Here is a 17,838-nt window from a genome sequence, read left to right on the forward strand (position 1 = left end):
CGTTCGCCACCTACGCCGTCGGCTTCCTCGGCCGGACCGCCCGGTCGCGAACGGTACGGAGGTAGCCCGATGACGGACGGCACGACGAGGATCCTGGCCGCCGGCGGCGGACCGCCGTGACGGGGCACCGGGCGGCGCCCATCGCCGGCCGTGCCACGAGGTGGTTACCGGGCGGCGGTGGAGCGGTCGGGCCGGGCCGGTCCACCGCCGCGGCCGGACCGCTCCGCCGCACTCGCCTGCCGCAACAGGGCCATGGCCGCCTCCGACGGTGACCCGGCGGGCGTCGTGCACACCACGACGGACTGCCCCGGCGACCGCGCGAGGACGAGGGTCTGCTGGGTGACGGTCACCGTGCCGACGACCGGATGCCGCAGCTCGTAGGTGGCGGCGTCGCACGGCGTCACCCGGTGGTCACCCCACAACGCCACGAACTCCGGGCTCCTCATCGTCAGCTCGCCGATCAGCTCGGCGAGCAGCCGGTCCTCCGGGTGACGGCCGACGGCGATCCTCAGATTGCCCACGACCGCGCGCACCTTGCGCCGCCAGTCCCCGTAGAGCTCCCGGCAGTGCGGGTCCAGGAACAGCATCCGGCTCATGTTCGGCCGGCGCGCGGGGTCCTCCGGGCTCAGCGGGTCGACGTGCCCGGCGAGCAGGGCGTGGCCGAGCGGGTTCCACGCCAGCACGTCCGTGCGCCTGCCGAGGACGAGCGCCGGGACGCCGTCGAAGGAGCGCAGCAGGTCCCGCGTCTCGTCGGCGAGCTTCTCGGGGCGGGGCCTGCGCGCCTGCGGTACCCGGCGGGAGGCCCCGGCGAGGCGTTCCAGGTGGTCCCGCTCGTGGTCGTCGAGCAGCAGGGCGCGGGCGATCGCGTCGAGCACCTCCGCCGACGCGCCACGGGACATGCCCTGTTCGAGCCGGGTGTAGTAGGACACGCTGACCCCTGCCAGCTGCGCCAGCTCCTCCCGGCGCAGCCCCGCCACCCGCCGGCGCGGCCCGAGGTCGCGGAGCCCCACGTCTTCCGGGCGCAGCCTGGCCCGCCGTGCCTGCAGGAAGTCGCCGAGCGGGCCTGGTCCGTCCATCACCCCACTATCCACGCCTGCGGCACCGCCCAGCCACACCCCGCCAGGGGTAGGACAAGGCGGGGCTGGTTGGCGCGCGCGGACGCGATCAGGCTCGACCTGGTCAGGGCAGCCGCCCGCGACTTACGAGGGAGTGACCATGGATCAGATCGAGCTGGGCGACGTGACCGTCACCCGCGTCAAGGAGTACTACGGCTCCGTCGAGATGGGCCCCGCGGACTTCTTCCCCGACAGCCCCGACGGCGCCTGGGACGAGCACCGGCACTGGCTCGCCCCGGACTTCCTGGACTCCGGCACCGGCGAATGCCGCTCGGCCATCCAGACCTGGCTGCTGCGCAGCGAAGGCCGCACCATCCTCGTCGACACCGGGGTCGGCAACCACAAGGACCGCCCCTACGCGCCCGTCTGGAACCGGCTGAACACGGACTACCTGGACAACCTCGCCGCCGCCGGAGTCCGGCCCGAGGACGTCGACGTCGTCATCAACACCCACCTGCACATCGACCACGTGGGCTGGAACACCTACCTCGACGGCCGGACCTGGGTGCCGACCTTCCCGAACGCCGAGTACCTGATGACGCGGCAGGACTTCGACTTCTGGAACCCGGCCAACAACCACGAACCGGTGCTGGGTCGCGGCAACCAGAACGTCTTCGAGGACAGCGTCGCCCCGGTGCACGAGGCCGGGCTGACCCACCTGTGGGACGGCTCGTACCGGATCGACCGGAACCTCCGGCTGGATCTCGCGCCCGGCCACACCCCTGGGTCGTCCGTGCTGACCCTGGAGTCGGGCGGCGACCGCGCGCTGTTCGTCGGCGATCTGGTGCACACGCCGCTGCAACTCGTGGAGCCGGAGACCAACTCCTGCTTCTGCGAGGACCCGGCCGAGGCCAGGGCGACCCGCCACAAGCTCCTCGGCCGCGCGGCCGAGGACAACGCGCTGGTCTTCCCCGCTCACCTCGCCGGCCAGGGCGGCGCCGAGGTCGAGCGCCACGGGTCGAAGTTCGCCATCAAGGAGTGGGCGGGCTTCTCCCGCATCGCCTGAGCCCGGTGGGGCAGGCCCCTGCCCCGCGGCAACCCGAGAGAGGAAGCGTTTCCCGTGCCCCAGCAGGCGAATCCGATCGTCGAGACCCCGGCGGGCGCCGTGCGCGGTGTTCGTGACCGCTTCGGCGAGCTCTACCGCGCCGTCCCGTACGCGGCGGCCCCCGCGGGTGCCGGCCGGTTCGCGCCACCGGCGTCCCACCCCGGCTGGTCCGGTGTCCGGGACGCCACCGCGCCGTCGCCGACCGCGCCGCAGCCGGCCCGGGACTTCGGGCGGCTCGACATGATCCCCTACTTCGGCCCCGGCTGGGTGCGCGGCGAGGAGTACCTGACCGTCGACGTCCGCACGCCCGGCACCGACGGCGGGAAGCGGCCGGTCATGGTCTTCGTGCACGGCGGCGGGTTCGTCACCGGCTCCACCCGCGCCGCGCTCTACGACGGCCGGGCGTTCGCCCGCGACGGCGTGGTGCTGGTGACGGTGAACTACCGCGTCGGCGTCCCCGGCTTCCTCGACCTGGAGGGCGCCCCCGCCAACCGCGGGCTGCTCGACGTCCTCGCCGCGCTCGGCTGGGTGCGGGACACGATCGCCGCGTTCGGTGGCGATCCCGGCAACGTCACGCTGTTCGGCCAGTCCGCGGGTGCCACCATCACCGGAGCCCTGCTGGCGACGCCGGAGGCCAAGGGGCTGTTCCGGCGCGCGATCGTCCAGAGCGGCAGCGGCACCGGCGCCTTCACCCCCGAGCAGGCGCACCGGGTCACCGCGGCGGCTGCACGGGCACTGGGCGTGCCGCCCACGGCGGAGGCGTTCGCCGGGATCCCGGACGAGAGGTTCCTCGAGATCCTGCCGGATCTCGCGGGGATCGACCTGCGGACCGAGACGGCCACGGACCCACTCGTCGAGCTGAGCCCGTTCTCCCTGGTCCTGCCCGTGCAGCCTGCCGACGCCCTGGCGGAGGGGCCTGCGGGAGAGGTCGACCTGCTCATCGGCACCAACACCGAGGAGGGCCACCTCTACCTGGTACCGCAGGGCAAGCTGGAACCGTCGACGGACGACGACGTGCTCGCCGTCGCGGCGAAGGTCAGCGCGGACCCCACCGCCGTCGTCGCGGCCCATCGGGCGGCCCGGCCGGGGGCGACCCCTGGCGAGTTGCGCTCCGCGGTGCTGGGCGAAGGCCTCTTCGGGGCCGGCACCGCGCGGCTGGCCGATGCCCACGCCCGGCTGTCCGGTGGCCGCACCCACGCCTACTCGTTCGGCTACCGCTCGACGGCACTGGACGGGCGGCTGGGCGCCACCCACACGGTCGAACTGCCCTTCGTGTTCGACATCGCCGATGAACCGTGGCTGCACGGCGACGCCGGCCTGCTCGGGCCCGACCCGGCGCCCGCCGGGCTCGCGGCCCGCGTGCACGGCGCCTGGGTCGCCTTCGCGACCCACGGCGACCCCGGCTGGGCCGCGTACGACCCGCGGCGGCCCCGGGCGGAGGCCCTGGGCGGCTGAAAGATCCACGGGTCCGGCGCAATCCGTTGCCGAGCGCGAGGGCAATCGATTGCGCCGGTAGACTCACCGACATGCCCACGCTCCAGGACGTCGCCGACGCGGCCGGGGTCTCCCGCTCCGTGGCGTCGCGGGTGCTCACCGGCGACTCGCGGGCCAGGGTCAGCGAGGCCACACGCACACGGGTCCGCGAAGCCGCCGAAGCTCTGCGGTACGTACCGAGCCACCGGGCCAGGGCCCTGCGCTTCCGGCGCTCCGGTGCCGTCGGCCTGATCGTCCCGGACGTCACCAACGCCGTCTTCGCGGACATGCTCGGGGGTGTGCAGGACAAGGCCGGGGAAGCCGGCATGTCGGTGCTGCTCGGTCAGGTCGACCCGCCGCCGTCCGGGCACGGGCGCCTGCGCGAGCTGGTCGCCGAGGGCCGGGTCGACGGCGTGCTGCTGCAACGTCGCGAGGACCTCGACGACTCCGCCCTCGCCAGGGTGCTCGGCGACGACGTCCCCGTCGTGCTGATCAACTCCCGGCTGCCGGGCCGGTCCGGCTCGGTGGTCCTCGACGACGTCGCAGGCGCCCGGCTGGCGACCCGTCACCTGGTCGAGCTCGGCCACGAGCGCATCGGCCACCTCGCAGGCGTACCGCACCACGACACCGCGGTCCGCCGACACCAGGGCTACGTCGAGACGATGGCCGAGGCCGGGCTGACGATCGCGCCGGAGTGGGTGGTGCGGGCGGGCTGGGAGGCGGCCGCCGGGGCGGAGGCCGCCCACCGGATCCTGGAGGCGCCGCGGCGGCCGACCGCCCTCGTCGTGTCCAGTGTGAACGCGGCGGTCGGCGCGGTTTCCGCGCTGGGCCGGGCCGGCGTCCGGGTGCCCGAGGACATGTCCGTCGTGACCGTGCTGGACACCTGGGTCGCGCAGGCCTGGAACCCGGCGCTGACCACGGTGCGGCTGCCGCTGCGGGAACTCGGTCGCGCGGCGTGCGGCGTGCTGATCGAGCACCTCGGCGGCACACCGCTGCGCGATCTCGTCGTGGCCGACCCGGCGCCGCGGCTGGTGCTGCGGGAGTCGACCCGCGCGCTCTGACCCCGCGGGAACGGCCGGTGATCTTGTGCGGCCGTGGCCGCGAACTCGTTGTGGTGCAGGCGGGATCGGTCGTGCCGATCCCGCCTGCTTCCGCACCTCGATCAGCGTCCGGTGAACCTCGGCGTGCGCTTCTCGACGAAGGCCGTGATGCCCTCGCGGCCGTCGGCGGACGCGAACAGCTCCCCCAGCGCCTCGCGTTCGCGGCGGAAGCCAGGGCCTGCGGATCCTTCGGGTCCACCGTGGACGGCCGCGACGACCGCGTCCCGGATCGCGGCCACGGCCAGCGGCGCCCGCCCGGCGAGTGACTCCGCGACCTCCAGCGCCCGCGGGACCAGCTCGTCCCCTGCGCACAGGTGGGTCACGATGCCCACCGCCTCGGCGGTCACGGCGCTCAGGCGGTCGCCGGACATCATGAGCCAGCGGGCCCGAGTGGGGCCGACGTGCCAGGTCAGCCGCTGGGTGCCGCCCCAGCCCGGCAGCAGCCCGAGGGTGACCTCGGGCAGGCCGAACGCGGCGCCACGCTCGGCGACGACCACGTCGCACGCCAGCACGAGCTCGAACCCCCCGCCGAGGGCCAGGCCGCGCACCGCCGCCACCACGGGTACGCGGCACCGCGCGATCCGGTCGCACAGGGCGTTGCAGCGCTCGGTGAAGGCAGCGAACTCCCCGTGGTCCGCGTCCGCGTAGAAGGCGATGTCCGCGCCCGCGGCGAACGCCTTGCCCGCACCGGTGAGCACCGCCGCCCGCACGTTCCGGTCGGCCTCGATCTCGTCGAGCGCGCCGGTCAGCGCGTCGACGGTGGCGTGGTCGATCGCGTTGTACTTCGCCTGCCGGTTCAGGGTGAGGACGGCGACGGCGCCGCGGCGCTCGACGAGCACCGGCACGGCGGTCCCGTCGACACCGCTCTCAGGACCGGGCACCGAACGCACCCCCCGCGACCAAGGCGTCGACCGCGGCCGGGCTGTAGCCGAGCTCCCCGAGCACCTCGCGGGTGTGCTCACCCAGTGCCGGTGGCACCCGGCGCAGCCCTGGGCGCTCCCCGCCGTAGCGGATCGGGTGGGCAGGCACCCGGACGTCGCCTGCCTGCGGGTGCGGGATGGTCAGGATCGTCTCGTTGTGCCGGACCTGCGGATCGGTTGCCACGTCGTCGAAGTCGTGGACCGGCGCGTGCCAGACCCGGAACTCGGTGAACCGCTCGATCCAGTACGCCGTCGGGCGCTCGGCGAGCAGTGCGGCGACCCGCTCGTTGACCTCCTCGCGGCGCGCGTACTCGTCGGCGGGGGCGACACCGGTGAACCACGGCTCGTCGAGCACCTTCGCCAGCACGTCGGTGCCCGTGAGGGAGATCGTCAGGTGCCCGTCAGCAGTGGCGAAGACGCCGTACGGCGCCCTGTAGAACCGCGACGAGACGCCGGAGGGGCTTCGCTCGCCGCGAAACCCGTTGAGGTGGTAGGAAAAGGGCTCGACCTGCAGGTCCAAGGCCGCGCTCAGCAGGTTGCTCTCCACCCTGGTGCCCTCGCCGGTCCTCTCCCGCCCGTGCAGCGCGGCCAGGATCCCGAGCGCCCCGAGCGCCGCACCGTGCGCGTCGACCACGGAGGCGCCGACCGGGGTGGGCGGTCCGCCCTCGGCCCCGGTCGCCGCGGCGAGGCCGGACAGCGATTGGACCAGGACGTCCTGCCCCGGCCGGTCCCTGTAGGGGCCGTCGGACCCGTAGCCGGAGAGCGAGCAGTAGACCAGCCGCGGGTTGGTGGTCCGCAGCTCCTCGTAGCCGAGCCCGAGCCGGTCCATCACGCCCGGCCGGAAGCTTTCGATCAGGACGTCGGCGCCGTCCAGGAGCCGGCGCAGCACTCGGCGGCCCTCGTCGGCCTTGAGGTCGACGACCATGCTGCGCGCGTTGCGGTTCGCGAGCAGGAAGAACACCGAGACGCCGCCGACGAACGCGTCGGGGCCCGACCAGCCACGCTCGAAGGCGCCTTGCGGCGGCTCGATCTTGATCACGTCCGCGCCCAGGTCCCCGAGGACCTGGGTGGCGGAGGGGCCCTGCAGGAAGTGCGTGAAGCTCACGACTCTGGTTCCGGAAAGCATGTGTCGTCCCTGTCCGTACGTGCGGTGATCCACCGCGGCGGAGGGCGCCTGCGAGCGCCGGGTCCGGTCCGTTCCTGGTCTCGGGAACGAGTGGGTGCTCCGGGCACGCTACGTCCGCGGCGGTTCACCGGTCAAGATGCGCAATCGATTGTTCTTTGCTGAACAATCGGTTGCGCATCACGGCTCCGGCGTGCTTCGATCCTCCGCGAACGAGCGTCCCCGCAGCCGCGGGACGCGACGGCGGGCACCGCGAAGCACCAGTGCTCACCGCCGTGCCCCGGCGGGCGGAGTGCGCGACGGATCGTCCCGGTAGGACATCGACAGAGGAGTCGTCCACGATGCAGAGCACCGAATCCGCGGCCACACCCCCGTTGACCGGGCCCCGCAAGGTCGTGGCCGCGTCCATGGCGGGCACCGTCGCCGAGTGGTACGAGTTCCTGCTGTACTCCGCGTCGTCGGCCCTGGTCTTCGGCACCGTCTTCTTCCCGGACAACGGGAATCCGCTCGACGGTGTCATCAACGCCCTGCTGGTCTACGCGGTCGGCTTCGTCGCCCGCCCGGTCGGCGGGATCGTCTTCGGGCACTTCGGCGACCGGGTCGGCCGGAAGAAGCTCCTCCAGCTCAGCCTGCTGATGGTCGGCGCCGCCACCTTCCTGATCGGCTGCGTGCCCGGCTACTCCAGCATCGGCTTCTGGGCGCCGACGATCCTGGTGCTGCTGCGCTTCGTGCAGGGCTTCGCGGTCGGCGGCGAATGGGGCGGCGCGGTCCTGCTCGTCGGCGAGCACAGCCCGGACGCCCGGCGCGCCTACTGGTCGAGCTGGCCCCAGGCCGGCCTGCCGCTCGGCAACCTGCTCGCCACGATCGTCCTGCTGTCCCTGTCGTTCTTCCTCACCGAGAGCGCGTTCGCCGCATGGGGGTGGCGAACGGCGTTCTGGGCATCGGCGATCGTCGTGCTGGTCGGCTACTACATCCGGACCCAGGTGGAGGAAGCGCCGATCTTCCTCGACTCGCTGAAGCGGGCGAAGGAGCGCGAGCCAGAGCGCTCGTCCGTCATCGAGGTCCTGAAGCGCTACCCGCGCGGCGTGCTCGTCTCGATGGGGGCGCGGGTAGCCGAGAACATCCTCTACCAGGTCGTGGTGACCTTCTCGATCACCTACCTGGCGCTGCGCGTGGGCAGCAGCACCACCGACATCCTGCTGCTCCTGGTGGTCGCCCACGTCGTGCACCTGGCGATCGTGCCGTGGTTCGGTCACCTCGCGGACCGGTTCGGCCGCCGCCCGGTCTACCTCACCGGCTCGGTCCTGATGATCGGCTGGGGCTTCGTGGGATTCCCGTTGATGGACACCGGAAACCCGGGACTGATCGTGCTGGCGCTCGTCCTCGGCGTGGTCGTGCACGGCCTGATGTACGCGCCCCAACCGGCGATGATGGCCGAACTGTTCCCGACGCGGATGCGCTACGCCGGCGTCTCCCTCGCCTACCAGACGACGTCGATCTTCGCCGGGTCCCTCGCCCCGTTCATCACCGCCAGCCTGCTCAAGGCATACGGTTCCTCGGTCCCGATCGCGGTCTACCTGGCCGGTGCCGCGGTGATCTCGACGGTCGCGGTGCTGGCCGCCAAGGAGACCAGGGGTATCTCCCTGTCCGCGCTGGACGAGCTGGACGAGCGGTCACTCGGCCGCGTCTGATCGCGCGGCACGAGGCCATCGGTCGCCGGACGCACCCCGCCGTGCTCGTCAGCGTGAAGTCGGGCCAGCCGCACGGCCCCCGGCTTCCGCTTCCGTGAGGGCACCCGCCTCGGCGACCTGCGCCTGCGCGGTACGGCCACGGCGTGAGGGCGTGCGCTACGCGGCCGGGCCGGTGAGCAAGGCCCTCGGATTCAGCACTCGCATCCTGATCGCACTTCTGCGGGACATCTCGCTCGAACGCGAGGCGGCACTCGCACGAGAGACCACCACACGGAGCTGATCGACCAGCCAGCCCGCCATGGGAGGAGGTTCGAAGGCGGCCCGGTTGTTCGAGCGGAAGCCGGGCGAGTACGTGCCCCGGCTCCGGCTCCGGGACAGCGCGATCAACCTCCGCACGCCGAAACGCGTGGCCCGGCTGCTGGACGACGCCGGCCGAGCGACCGGAACGGTGATCCCGCCGACTGCGCTCGCGGCGTACCGAGCCGGCCTCGACCAGCCGTCGTCGATCAGCCGGCGGGCTCCAGGGGCATGAAATCGGGCAGGGCGAGGGCCGAATGGGCCGGTCGCGGCTCGGCGGGGGGCGTGGTGCCGAGCTTGCGCAGCCTGTCGTTGCGCTGTTCCAGGGCCTGGGCGGTGGTCGGGAAGAGCGTGGCACCGCTCTCGCCGACCAGCCCCTGGTTCGCGTCCACGAACCCACGCGTGCCGTCTTCATAGGCGGCGAGGCCGGTGGTGTGGTCCCGGTCGGCCACGGAACCGGCGAGCATGTACGCGCCGACGAGCGCGAGGCTGGAGCCCTGTCCGGTGAGGAACGAAGGCGCGTACGCTGCGTCGCCCGCGAGCGCGACCCTGCCGCGGTGCCAGCGGGGCATGCGGATCTGGCTGACACCGTCGAAGAACACGTCGTCCGCCTCGTGCATGGCGGCCAGCATTCCGGGGACCTCCCAACCCGCGTCGGCGAAGGCCGCGGCGACGAGATCCCGTTGTGCTTCCGGGTTCGCGAACACCTCGGACGGCGGTTCCGGGCGGGCGAAGTTCAGGAAGGCGTGCACCTCGTCGTCCTCCTCCACGGCGTAGAGCGCCGCGGCCCGGCCAGGGGTGTTCCACATGACGGTCTCGTGGGAAAGCCCGAAGGTGTTGCGCAGGGGGAACACGGCGAAGCAGTAGCCGAGGTACCGGTGGAACTGCTCTTCTGGGCCGAACACGAGCTCCCGGGTCCGGGAATGCGCACCGTCCGCACCGAACACCAGGTCGAACGTGCGTTGGCCGCCGCCGCGGAAAGTGACGGCGACCCCGTCGCCGGACTGGACGAGGGTGTCGACGGAGTCGTTGAACAGGAACTCCACGTCGTCGCGGACCGCCAGGTAGAGCGCGTCGGTCAGGTCCCCGCGCCGCACCTCCAGGTCCCTTCCACCGGCACCGCCGGTGACCGCGTGCGGGTGGACCGAGGCCACCTCACCGCCGTTCCCGTCGAGGAAGGTCAGCCGGCGCAGGTCGATGTGCGTGTCGCGCAGTCGTGGGAGGATCCCCATCCTCCGGACGACCTCCAGCGCGGTGCCGCGGATGTCGATGGGATAACCACCGCTGCGGACCGAGGCCGCCCGCTCCACCACCGTGACCGCGTATCCGTGGCGGGTCAGCCAGTACGCGAGCGTGGGACCGGCGATGCCGGCCCCGGAGACCAGCACCCTGCCCCTCGGGGTGCGGCGAACGTCCTTCAGGTGAGCTGTGCGGGTCATGCCTTGACTCCCTTGTGCGTGGTGCGGGTGACGAGCAGGGCCAGCGCCGTGACGACGCCGGCGATGACGAATCCGGTGGTGTACGACGATTCGGCCGCGACGTCCGACCCCGACGGGGTCCCGGCGGCGAGGAGCACACCGGCGAACATCCCGCCCGAGGCCATCCCGAGCACGCGGGACACCAGGATCAGGCTGGTGGCGACGCCGGTCTCGTTCGGCGCGGCGGAGGTCGCGATGCCGGTCGTCATCGCGGTGACGACCAGGCCGCTGGCCAGTGCGACCAGTGCCTTGCCGACGACGAGATGCCACGCCTCGGTGTGCACGACCGCCATGGCGACCAGGGCCAGGGTCATGACGACGACCCCGGCGGTGGCCACGGAACGTGAGCCGGAACGCCGCTCCCAGTTCCCGCCCACCGGTCCGGCCAGCGTCGCGACCACGGTGCCGGGCAACAGGAACAAGCCGATCTCGGTGGCGCTGGCCCCGAAACCATAACCGTCACCGGACGCGCTCCACAGCTGCGTGACGAGGAACATCCCCATCGAGGTGCCGACGCAGATCATGAACGTCAGCACACCCGACTTCCACATCACGGGCCGGGCCAGCAAGCGCAGGTCGATCAGCGGCGAGGCCGCGTGACGTTCGACGGCGATCCAGCCGGCCACCAGTGCGGCCAGGAGCACGACGAGGCCGCAGAGCACGAGCGGCCGCGAAGCGAGGTCGAGCGCGAAGTTGATCGTGAGCATGAACGTGACCAACACCCCGCTCAGCAGGACCAGCCCAGGCCAGTCGACCCCGGCGTCGTCCGACCGGTCCGCCGAATCCGCCGGCACCAACCGGGTCACGAGAAGGGTGGCCACGATGACGGCGATCGTCGGCAGCGCGAACATCCAGTGCCGGGACAGCTGTTCCGCCACGGGACCGGCCAGCAGCATGCCCGCCATCCCGCCTCCCACGAACAGTCCGCTGACCACCCCGATGGCCACCTTCGACTCCCCCGCGGACAGGTGCTTGCGCACGACGATGAACGACAGGGGCAGCGCGCCGACCATCGCGCCCTGCAGGACCTGGCCGACCAGCAGCACGGGCAGGCCCGGCGCGAGTGCGGACACCATGCCGCCGACGCACACCACGACCATCAGCCGGATCAGGACCCGTTTTCCGCCGTAGCGGTCGCCGAGCCTGCCCGCCAGCGGTGTGACGAGTGCGCCGGTGATCGGGAGCAGGATGCTGAGCAGTGCCCCTCCGGTGGGCCCCATGTCCAGTTCGCGTTGCAGGAGCGGGACCGTCGGCTGCACCACCGACTCCAGGGCACCGCTGGCGAGGGCCAGCAGGCCGAGAGCCCCGACCGCGGCCTTCCCTGCCCGCACCGGAGGTGTCAGGGTGATGGTCATGGAGTTCCTTTCTGTGACGGGAAAGTGAGTGAGGAATCTGCCGGGCTGCTCGACGGCGAGCGCTGCCCCGGCCGGTCGACCGCGCGTCGCCCGCCAGGCGGGCAGGAGCGTGGCTCCGAGCGTCAGCAGGACGGTCAGCGCGGCCGTCGACGCGGAGATCCACGGGGACCCGGCGGGCAGCACCTGCCCGAGGCGCTTGAGGCTGACCGGTACCAGGATCCCGAGCACGGCGACGGTGCCCAGCGCGATGCCGCCGGAGCCGGGATCGCTGCCTCCGAGCCGGCCATCCGCAGCACCTGGCCACGTGTCGAGCCCGCGAGCCGCTGCAGCCCGAACTCCCGCCGCCTCGCCGTCATGCTCGACACCAGCGTGTTGATCACCGTGATCGCCGCGTACCCCGCGATCACGACCACCATGAGGTAGACCGCGAAGTTGGCGGTCGTCTTCTGCTCGTCGAACTCCCGGAGCAGGGCGTCGCGGCCGGTTGCCGTCAGGCCGCCCTCGGCGGAGGTCACCTCGGTCAGGTCCGCCACCAACCGTCCGGGGTCGGTGCCCTCGTCGGCTTTGACCAGGATCCGCGTCGCGTGTGCCTCGGTGGTGTGAGCGGCTGGGCGAGGCCGACCCGGTCGAGGATCCGCGCGACCCGGTCCCGGTCGGGTGTGCGGCCGGCGAGCCGCAGCGGCGACGTCACGTTCTGCCGCACGGTCGAGACCGGAAGCAGGTTGAACGCCGGGAAGACGAACCCGATCCGGTCCCGCCGCAGTTCGGTCGACTCGGTCTCGGTCATCTCGCCGAGCTCGTGCTCCTCGATCAGCACCGAACCGGACGTCGGCTGATCGAGCCCGGCCGCGCACTGCAACAGGGTGCTCTTGGCGGAACCCGACGGCCTCGTGATCGCCGTGAACGTTCCCCGGTCGAACCGCGTCGTCACCTCCTCCAGCGCCACCACCTGGTTGTCGCGCCTCCCGTAGAGCTTGCGAACGGCCGTCAGCCGAATCGCGCCGGTGCCGTGTGCGGGGTTCATCGAACTTCTTCCTGCCGCTTCGCCGTCCGAGCCGGTGCCGGACGGTTCCGCCACCAACCCTGTCGCGCGCCGCGGTGCCGCACATCGTTTGCCGAGACCGTCCTCGCCTGGTGCGCGCGAACCGGTCCGGCCCGTTTCTGGTGCGAACGCACTACACGCGTGCGGGCGGCCGTCCCTGGACGTGGGTGTCGCCTGCTTCACCACCGATGGCGGACACACACCGCCGAACGCCGCCTGCCTTGAGCTGCGTCGGGCGAACCAGATCCCGGGGTCGGCGGCGTCCAACTCCAACTTCGCGGAATCAACCATTTAGGCTGAACACGTGCTGCGGTTGACGGACATCGATGACGAACCGGCGTAGTGCACCTCCGACGCAGGCCGGGTCGTGGTGGCGGGAGGGAGCGGTCGTCGCGGTGGCGTTCGCGCTCTGCCTGCTCGGTGGTGCGCTGCGGGTGGACGACACGGTGACGTCGCCGCCGGCGACGGCCTACGTCCTCGCCGCGGTGTCGTCCGGGTTGCTCGCCGTGCGACTGCGCGCACCGGTCGCCATCGTGATCGCCACCACCCTGTGCGGTGTCCTGGTCGCGCCGACGGGCCTGCTGTTGACCCCGCTCATGGTGGCCCCCACCGCCATCAGCGCCTACTCTCTCGCCGTCCGCACCGAGGGGCCGGTGACGCCCGCGGTCTTGCTCCCGGCGGCCGCGCTGCTGGTCGCCGGCCCCCCGTTCTTCGAAGCGGACTTCTCGTGGGCGGACACCGGCAGGCTGGCGACCGTGGCCGCGACACCGCTCGTGGCCGCCGTGCTCGGTCGCTCGACGCGGCACCGGAGGGCCTACCTGACGATCATGGAGGATCGAGCGCGCCGGGCCGAGGAAACCCTGGACGACGAGGCACGCCGGAGGGTGGCCGGGGAACGGCTTCGCATCGCCCGCGAGCTGCACGACCTGGTGGCCCACCAGATCACCCTGGCCAACGCGCAGGCCACCGTCGCCGCTCACCTGTTCGCGACCCGCCCGGAACAAGCCCGCACGAGCCTGGACGAACTGGTCAGGACCACCCGCCACGCCCTCGACGAACTGCGGGCCGCGGTCGGTCTGCTGCGCCAACCCGAAGACACCTCCGCACTCACCGAGCCCGCGCCGGGGCTGTCGCAGGTTCCCGAGCTGCTGAGCACCTTCCACCGTGCGGGCCTGGCGGTGTCGATGCACGAGGACGGCACGGCCAGACCGCTACCGCCTGCGGTGGACCTCACCGCCTACCGCGTCATCCAGGAGGCCCTGACCAACGTGACCAAGCACGCCGCCACCGGGAGCGCCGAGGTGCGCCTGGTCTGGAACCGCGACCACGTGATCATCACGGTCACCGACGACGGCGAGGGCTCCCGCAAGCCTCGGGGGCACCCGCCCGGCTACGGCCTGATCGGAATGCGTGAACGGGCCACCGCGGTCGGCGGAAGCCTCAGCGCCGACGTGCGCCCCCAAGGGGGTTTCCTGGTCTCCGCCCACCTGCCTCTTCCCGCCGCGGGCACCCCGGCGCGGAGGACCGACGGAGCGACCGATGGCGAGGGCCGATGACTCACGACGCACCAGGCGACGGACCGGACGCAGGCGAAGGGGCCGGGGATGTCGCTGTGCCGCTCCGGGTTCTCCTCGCCGACGATCAGGCGTTGCTGCGCGGCGCCTTCCGCACCCTCCTCGACAGCGCCGACGACATCACCGTGGTCGGCGAGGCGGGCGACGGCAGGGAGGCGGTGACCCTCACCCGCAAGTTGCGCCCGGACGTGGTGATCACGGACATCCGGATGCCCGGCACCGATGGCCTCGTCGCCACCGCGGAGATCTGCGCCGATCCGGATCTGCGTGCCACCCGCGTCCTGATCCTCACCACCTACGAGACCGACGAGTACATCGCACGAGCCCTGCGCGCCGGGGCCAGCGGCTTCATCGGCAAGGGGATCGAGGCGCAGGGCCTGCTCGACGCCGTGCGCACGATCGCCAACGGCGACACCCTCCTGTCCCCGGCGGCGACCCGCTCCCTGGTGGCCCGTTTCCTCGCCACGCCGGCCGACCCCTCGCCACGCCACCCCGAACGACTCACCGCACTCACGCCGCGCGAACGCGAGATGGTCATTCTCGTCGCGACCGGTCTGTCCAATGTGGAGATCGCCGATCGGATGCACCTCAGCCCCTTCACCGTTCGCGCCCACGTGCAGCGCGCCATGTCCAAACTGGACGCACGAGACCGGGCGCAACTCGTTGTCATCGCCTACCAGACCGGTCTGGTGACCGGAACGGAGAGTCCCGCCTAGACAGACGTCCCCCGAACGGGTCGGCACCGGCGGATCACGGCCGCGCCGCCGTCGTACCCCGGTGCTATTCGAGCTCGCGCAGGCAGCCGACGCGCCCATCAAGGTGCTGTTGCGGACGGCCTCTCGCCACAGCGCGGGAAAGTCCTGTGGGGTGTCAAACACCGTAACCCGCGTGGATGAGGTTCTCGGCAGGCACGGTCGTGTCACGGCGCGGCGACCGGCACCTGGTCCAGCCGCTCACGGATCGACGCGCTGTCGTCGTGCCCCAGGCGTTTGAGGATGGCGAGGGCCCGTGTCCACGCTGCCCGCGCCGATGGCTCCTCGCCTGCGGCTCGGTGGGCGTCGCCGACGAGGACCAGGCCTCCTGCTTCGCGGTACTGGTCGCCCAACGTGCGGAACAGCGTGATCGCCTTCCCGTGGTGGGTCACGGATTCGGCGTGGTCGCCCAGCTGGTGGTAGGCGCAGCCCATGATCTGGAAGCTGTGGGCCAGGCCGTCGCGGTCGTCCATGCACCTCGCCGCTTCATGGCAGTAGGCCAGGGCTTGGGTGTGGTCGCCGAGGCACGTCGAGTACCAGCCCAACGCGGTCAGGGCGAAACCCTGCCACGCCCGGTTTCCGGTGCGGATGTGGAGCCCGAGCGCCCACCGGGCGTGGGTCATCGCCCGGTGCAGGTCGTGGCGCTGTTCGTACTCCGAGGCCAGCGAGAAGCGGACTACCGCTTGGCCGACCTCGTCGCCGCGCGCCCGGTGCAGCTCCAGTGCGCGGTTGAGGTGGTCGAGTGCGTCAGCGCGCTCACCCAACGCGGTCGCCGTGCGGCCGAGCAGGTGATGGGTCACGGCCAGGGCGTCCTGGTCACCCAACCGCTCGGCCGCCTCCAGCGCGGTGCGCAGGGCGGCGGACTTCTCCCGCCACCGGCCCTGCCGGTGGAGGTAGGAGGTGAGGACCCAGGGGAGCTGCCAGGCGTGCGCGTCCCAGCCGTGGCGCACCGCGTCCTCGAGGACGGCGAGCACCGCGGTGTGCTCGACGGTGAACCACCCCATTGCCTCGTCGTAGCTGGTGATCTCCCGTGCCACCACACCGTCGCCCGGCGCCGGGAGGGTGAGAGGGGGCCAGTGCGGGGACAGCTGCCGCTCGGCGTGGTAGCCGGCGTGCAAGTAGTGGTCGACCAGCCGGAACCGGGCCGCGGTCAGCACTTCCCCGGTGTCGCACGCACGCGCCAGTTCCACGGCGTAGGCGCGCAGCAGGTCGTGCGTGCCGTACCGGTGCGGCGCACGCTCCTCGACGAGGTGCTGGCGCGTCAACTCGGCCAGCAGCACGCGCACCCGCGCCACTGGGAGACCCGCGGTGGAAGCCGCCGCGTGGACGTCCACATCGACACCGGGGTGACGGCCCAGCAGGCGGAACAACCGCCCGGCGTCCGGGCTCAGCACCCGGTAGGAGCAGGAGAACACCGCCCGCACGTCCAGCACGGCGTCCAGCACGTCGAGGCGCTCGTGCTCGTCGCGCAGCTCGTCGGCCAGTGCTCGCAGGGAGAAGCTCCGGTTCACCGCGGCGCGGGCGGCCACCACCGACAGCGCCAGCGGCAGCCGGGCTGAGCGCGCCACGAGTTCGGTGACCGCGTCGGGCTCGGCGTCGACCCGTCCGCGCCCCAGCCGCTCCCCCAGCAGCGCAACGGATTCAGGCTCGGTCAGCACGCCGACGCCGAGGTGGTCGGCGCCCTGCTTGGCGACCAGGGAACACATCCGATCCCGGCTGGTCACCAAGGTCAGGCAGTGCGCGCCACCGGGCAGCAGCGGCAGCACCTGCGCGGCGTCGGCGGCGTTGTCGAGCACGACCAGAGCGCGGCGGTCGGCGAGCACGCTGCGGAAGAGCGCGCCCGCCTCCTCCACACCGGACGGCACGCTGTGCACGGGTACGCCCAGCGCTTCCAAGAACCCGCGCACCACGATCTCCGGCGGTACGGGCTCGCTGGTGTGGTCGAACCCGCGCAGGTCGGCGTACAGCTGGCCGTCGGGGAAGCGATCGGCGTTGTCGTGCGCCCAGCGCAGCGCCAGCGCCGTCTTGCCCGCGCCGCCGGTACCGACGATCACCACCAGCGGGGTGTCGTGCCGGTCGAGCTCGGCGAGTTCGGCGGCACGGCCCACGAAGTGCGGCGCCACGGCGGGCAGCTGCCGCGGTACCGGCCGGTCGGACACGAGCAGCGGGTCCCCGGCGAGGATTCGCCGGTGCAGTTCGCGCAGCGGTGGACCGGGCTCGGTGCCCAGTTCCTCGGCGAGCCGGGCGCGGATGACCCGGTAGTGGGCCAGTGCGTCGGCTTGCCGACCGCGGCGGTACCACGCGAGCAGCACCTGGCCCGCCGCGCGCTCGTCGAGCGGGTACGCGGTGGCGGTGGCGTCGAGGTCGGTGAACCGGTCGGCGTGCAGCCCCAGGCGCAGCAGCAGGTCGTTGCGGTGCAGTTCCGCAGCGACGCGCTCCTGGTCCAGCCGCCGCGCCACCTCGGAGAACCACGGCGTGTCCAGTCCTTCGAACGCCCGACCACGCCACAGCGCCAGTGCTTGGTCGACCGCGTCGAGCTGGTGGCCGCCCGCGCGGGAGCGTGCGCACAGTTCACGGAACAGGTGCAGGTCCACCGAGGCCGGGTCGGCGGTCAGCAGGTAGCCCCCGGCCTGACGGGTGAGCGCCGCTCCCACTGGCGTGACGACGTGGCGCAGGCGGGAGAGATGGCTGTACAGGGCGTGCTTGGCGCGGGTGGGTGGCTGCTCGCCCCACACCCGGTCCACCAGTTCGTCGATCGGCACCACCTGGTTCACGTCGACGAGCAGCGCTGCCAGCACACTGCGCTGGCGGGGTTGTCCGACGTCGATCGCCTCGCCCGCGACCCGTGCCTGAACCACCCCCAGCACGCCGAA

The 17,838-nt window shown here is 72.4% G+C and carries 14 protein-coding genes; 6 read left to right on the forward strand and 8 right to left on the reverse strand.

What is annotated here, in order from left to right; translation table 11 throughout:
* Window positions 1-164: 164 nt before the first annotated feature.
* Entirely contained in the window at window positions 165-1,076 is a 912-nt protein-coding gene (locus tag VFZ92_RS14900; RefSeq protein ID WP_330876501.1) for a helix-turn-helix transcriptional regulator, read from the reverse strand.
* A 139-nt stretch (window positions 1,077-1,215) separates the two neighbouring features.
* Here VFZ92_RS14900 and VFZ92_RS14905 point away from each other — a divergent pair, with 139 nt between their 5' ends.
* From VFZ92_RS14905 to VFZ92_RS14915, 3 genes are all read left to right on the forward strand, one after another.
* Window positions 1,216-2,121 (forward strand): MBL fold metallo-hydrolase, encoded by a 906-nt coding sequence (locus tag VFZ92_RS14905; protein WP_330876502.1) that lies wholly within the window; start codon window positions 1,216-1,218, stop codon window positions 2,119-2,121.
* Between the two features lie 54 nt (window positions 2,122-2,175).
* Window positions 2,176-3,615 carry a carboxylesterase/lipase family protein gene (locus VFZ92_RS14910; RefSeq protein ID WP_330876503.1) on the forward strand — a complete coding sequence of 480 codons (1,440 nt, stop codon included), beginning with the start codon at window positions 2,176-2,178 and terminating at the stop codon, window positions 3,613-3,615.
* A gap of 71 nt (window positions 3,616-3,686) precedes the next feature.
* Window positions 3,687-4,694, forward strand: coding sequence for a LacI family DNA-binding transcriptional regulator (locus tag VFZ92_RS14915; protein WP_330876504.1), 1,008 nt, complete (start codon window positions 3,687-3,689; stop codon window positions 4,692-4,694).
* A gap of 101 nt (window positions 4,695-4,795) precedes the next feature.
* Here VFZ92_RS14915 and VFZ92_RS14920 read toward each other — a convergent pair whose 3' ends face one another.
* Together VFZ92_RS14920 and VFZ92_RS14925 are read right to left on the reverse strand one after the other, a co-directional pair.
* The gene (locus VFZ92_RS14920; RefSeq protein ID WP_330876505.1) at window positions 4,796-5,614 is read right to left on the reverse strand and encodes an enoyl-CoA hydratase/isomerase family protein; all 819 of its coding nucleotides are present in this window, start codon (window positions 5,612-5,614) and stop codon (window positions 4,796-4,798) included.
* Window positions 5,601-6,779, reverse strand: coding sequence for a CaiB/BaiF CoA-transferase family protein (locus VFZ92_RS14925; protein WP_330876506.1), 1,179 nt, complete (start codon window positions 6,777-6,779; stop codon window positions 5,601-5,603). The genes VFZ92_RS14920 and VFZ92_RS14925 overlap by 14 nt, the downstream gene beginning before the upstream one ends.
* Before the next feature lie 338 nt (window positions 6,780-7,117).
* Here VFZ92_RS14925 and VFZ92_RS14930 point away from each other — a divergent pair, with 338 nt between their 5' ends.
* Window positions 7,118-8,467, forward strand: a complete 1,350-nt coding sequence (locus tag VFZ92_RS14930) for an MFS transporter (RefSeq protein ID WP_330876507.1) — start codon at window positions 7,118-7,120, stop codon at window positions 8,465-8,467.
* A 506-nt stretch (window positions 8,468-8,973) separates the two neighbouring features.
* Here the strand turns inward: VFZ92_RS14930 and VFZ92_RS14935 are convergent.
* From VFZ92_RS14935 to VFZ92_RS14950, 4 genes are all read right to left on the reverse strand, one after another.
* Complete coding sequence (locus VFZ92_RS14935; protein WP_330876508.1) at window positions 8,974-10,203, reverse strand: FAD-dependent monooxygenase; 1,230 nt, start codon at window positions 10,201-10,203, stop codon at window positions 8,974-8,976.
* On the reverse strand, window positions 10,200-11,597 hold the full coding sequence (locus VFZ92_RS14940) for an MFS transporter (protein WP_330876509.1): 1,398 nt from the start codon (window positions 11,595-11,597) through the stop codon (window positions 10,200-10,202). The genes VFZ92_RS14935 and VFZ92_RS14940 overlap by 4 nt, the downstream gene beginning before the upstream one ends.
* A gap of 134 nt (window positions 11,598-11,731) precedes the next feature.
* Complete coding sequence (locus VFZ92_RS14945; RefSeq protein WP_330876510.1) at window positions 11,732-12,130, reverse strand: ABC transporter permease; 399 nt, start codon at window positions 12,128-12,130, stop codon at window positions 11,732-11,734.
* The gene (locus tag VFZ92_RS14950; RefSeq protein ID WP_330876511.1) at window positions 12,118-12,906 is read right to left on the reverse strand and encodes an ATP-binding cassette domain-containing protein; all 789 of its coding nucleotides are present in this window, start codon (window positions 12,904-12,906) and stop codon (window positions 12,118-12,120) included. The genes VFZ92_RS14945 and VFZ92_RS14950 overlap by 13 nt, the downstream gene beginning before the upstream one ends.
* 59 nt (window positions 12,907-12,965) lie before the next feature.
* Here VFZ92_RS14950 and VFZ92_RS14955 point away from each other — a divergent pair, with 59 nt between their 5' ends.
* Window positions 12,966-14,195: a sensor histidine kinase gene (locus VFZ92_RS14955; protein ID WP_330876512.1), complete on the forward strand. Its 1,230-nt coding sequence runs from the start codon at window positions 12,966-12,968 to the stop codon at window positions 14,193-14,195.
* Window positions 14,196-14,251: 56 nt separating this feature from the next.
* Complete coding sequence (locus VFZ92_RS14960; protein ID WP_330876513.1) at window positions 14,252-14,929, forward strand: response regulator transcription factor; 678 nt, start codon at window positions 14,252-14,254, stop codon at window positions 14,927-14,929.
* Between the two features lie 203 nt (window positions 14,930-15,132).
* On the opposite strand, the gene VFZ92_RS14965 is transcribed toward VFZ92_RS14960, so the two are convergent.
* Complete coding sequence (locus VFZ92_RS14965; protein WP_330876514.1) at window positions 15,133-17,832, reverse strand: AfsR/SARP family transcriptional regulator; 2,700 nt, start codon at window positions 17,830-17,832, stop codon at window positions 15,133-15,135.
* Window positions 17,833-17,838 lie beyond the last annotated feature (6 nt).

Source organism: Umezawaea sp., assembly GCF_036375055.1.
Lineage (GTDB): Bacteria > Actinomycetota > Actinomycetes > Mycobacteriales > Pseudonocardiaceae > Umezawaea.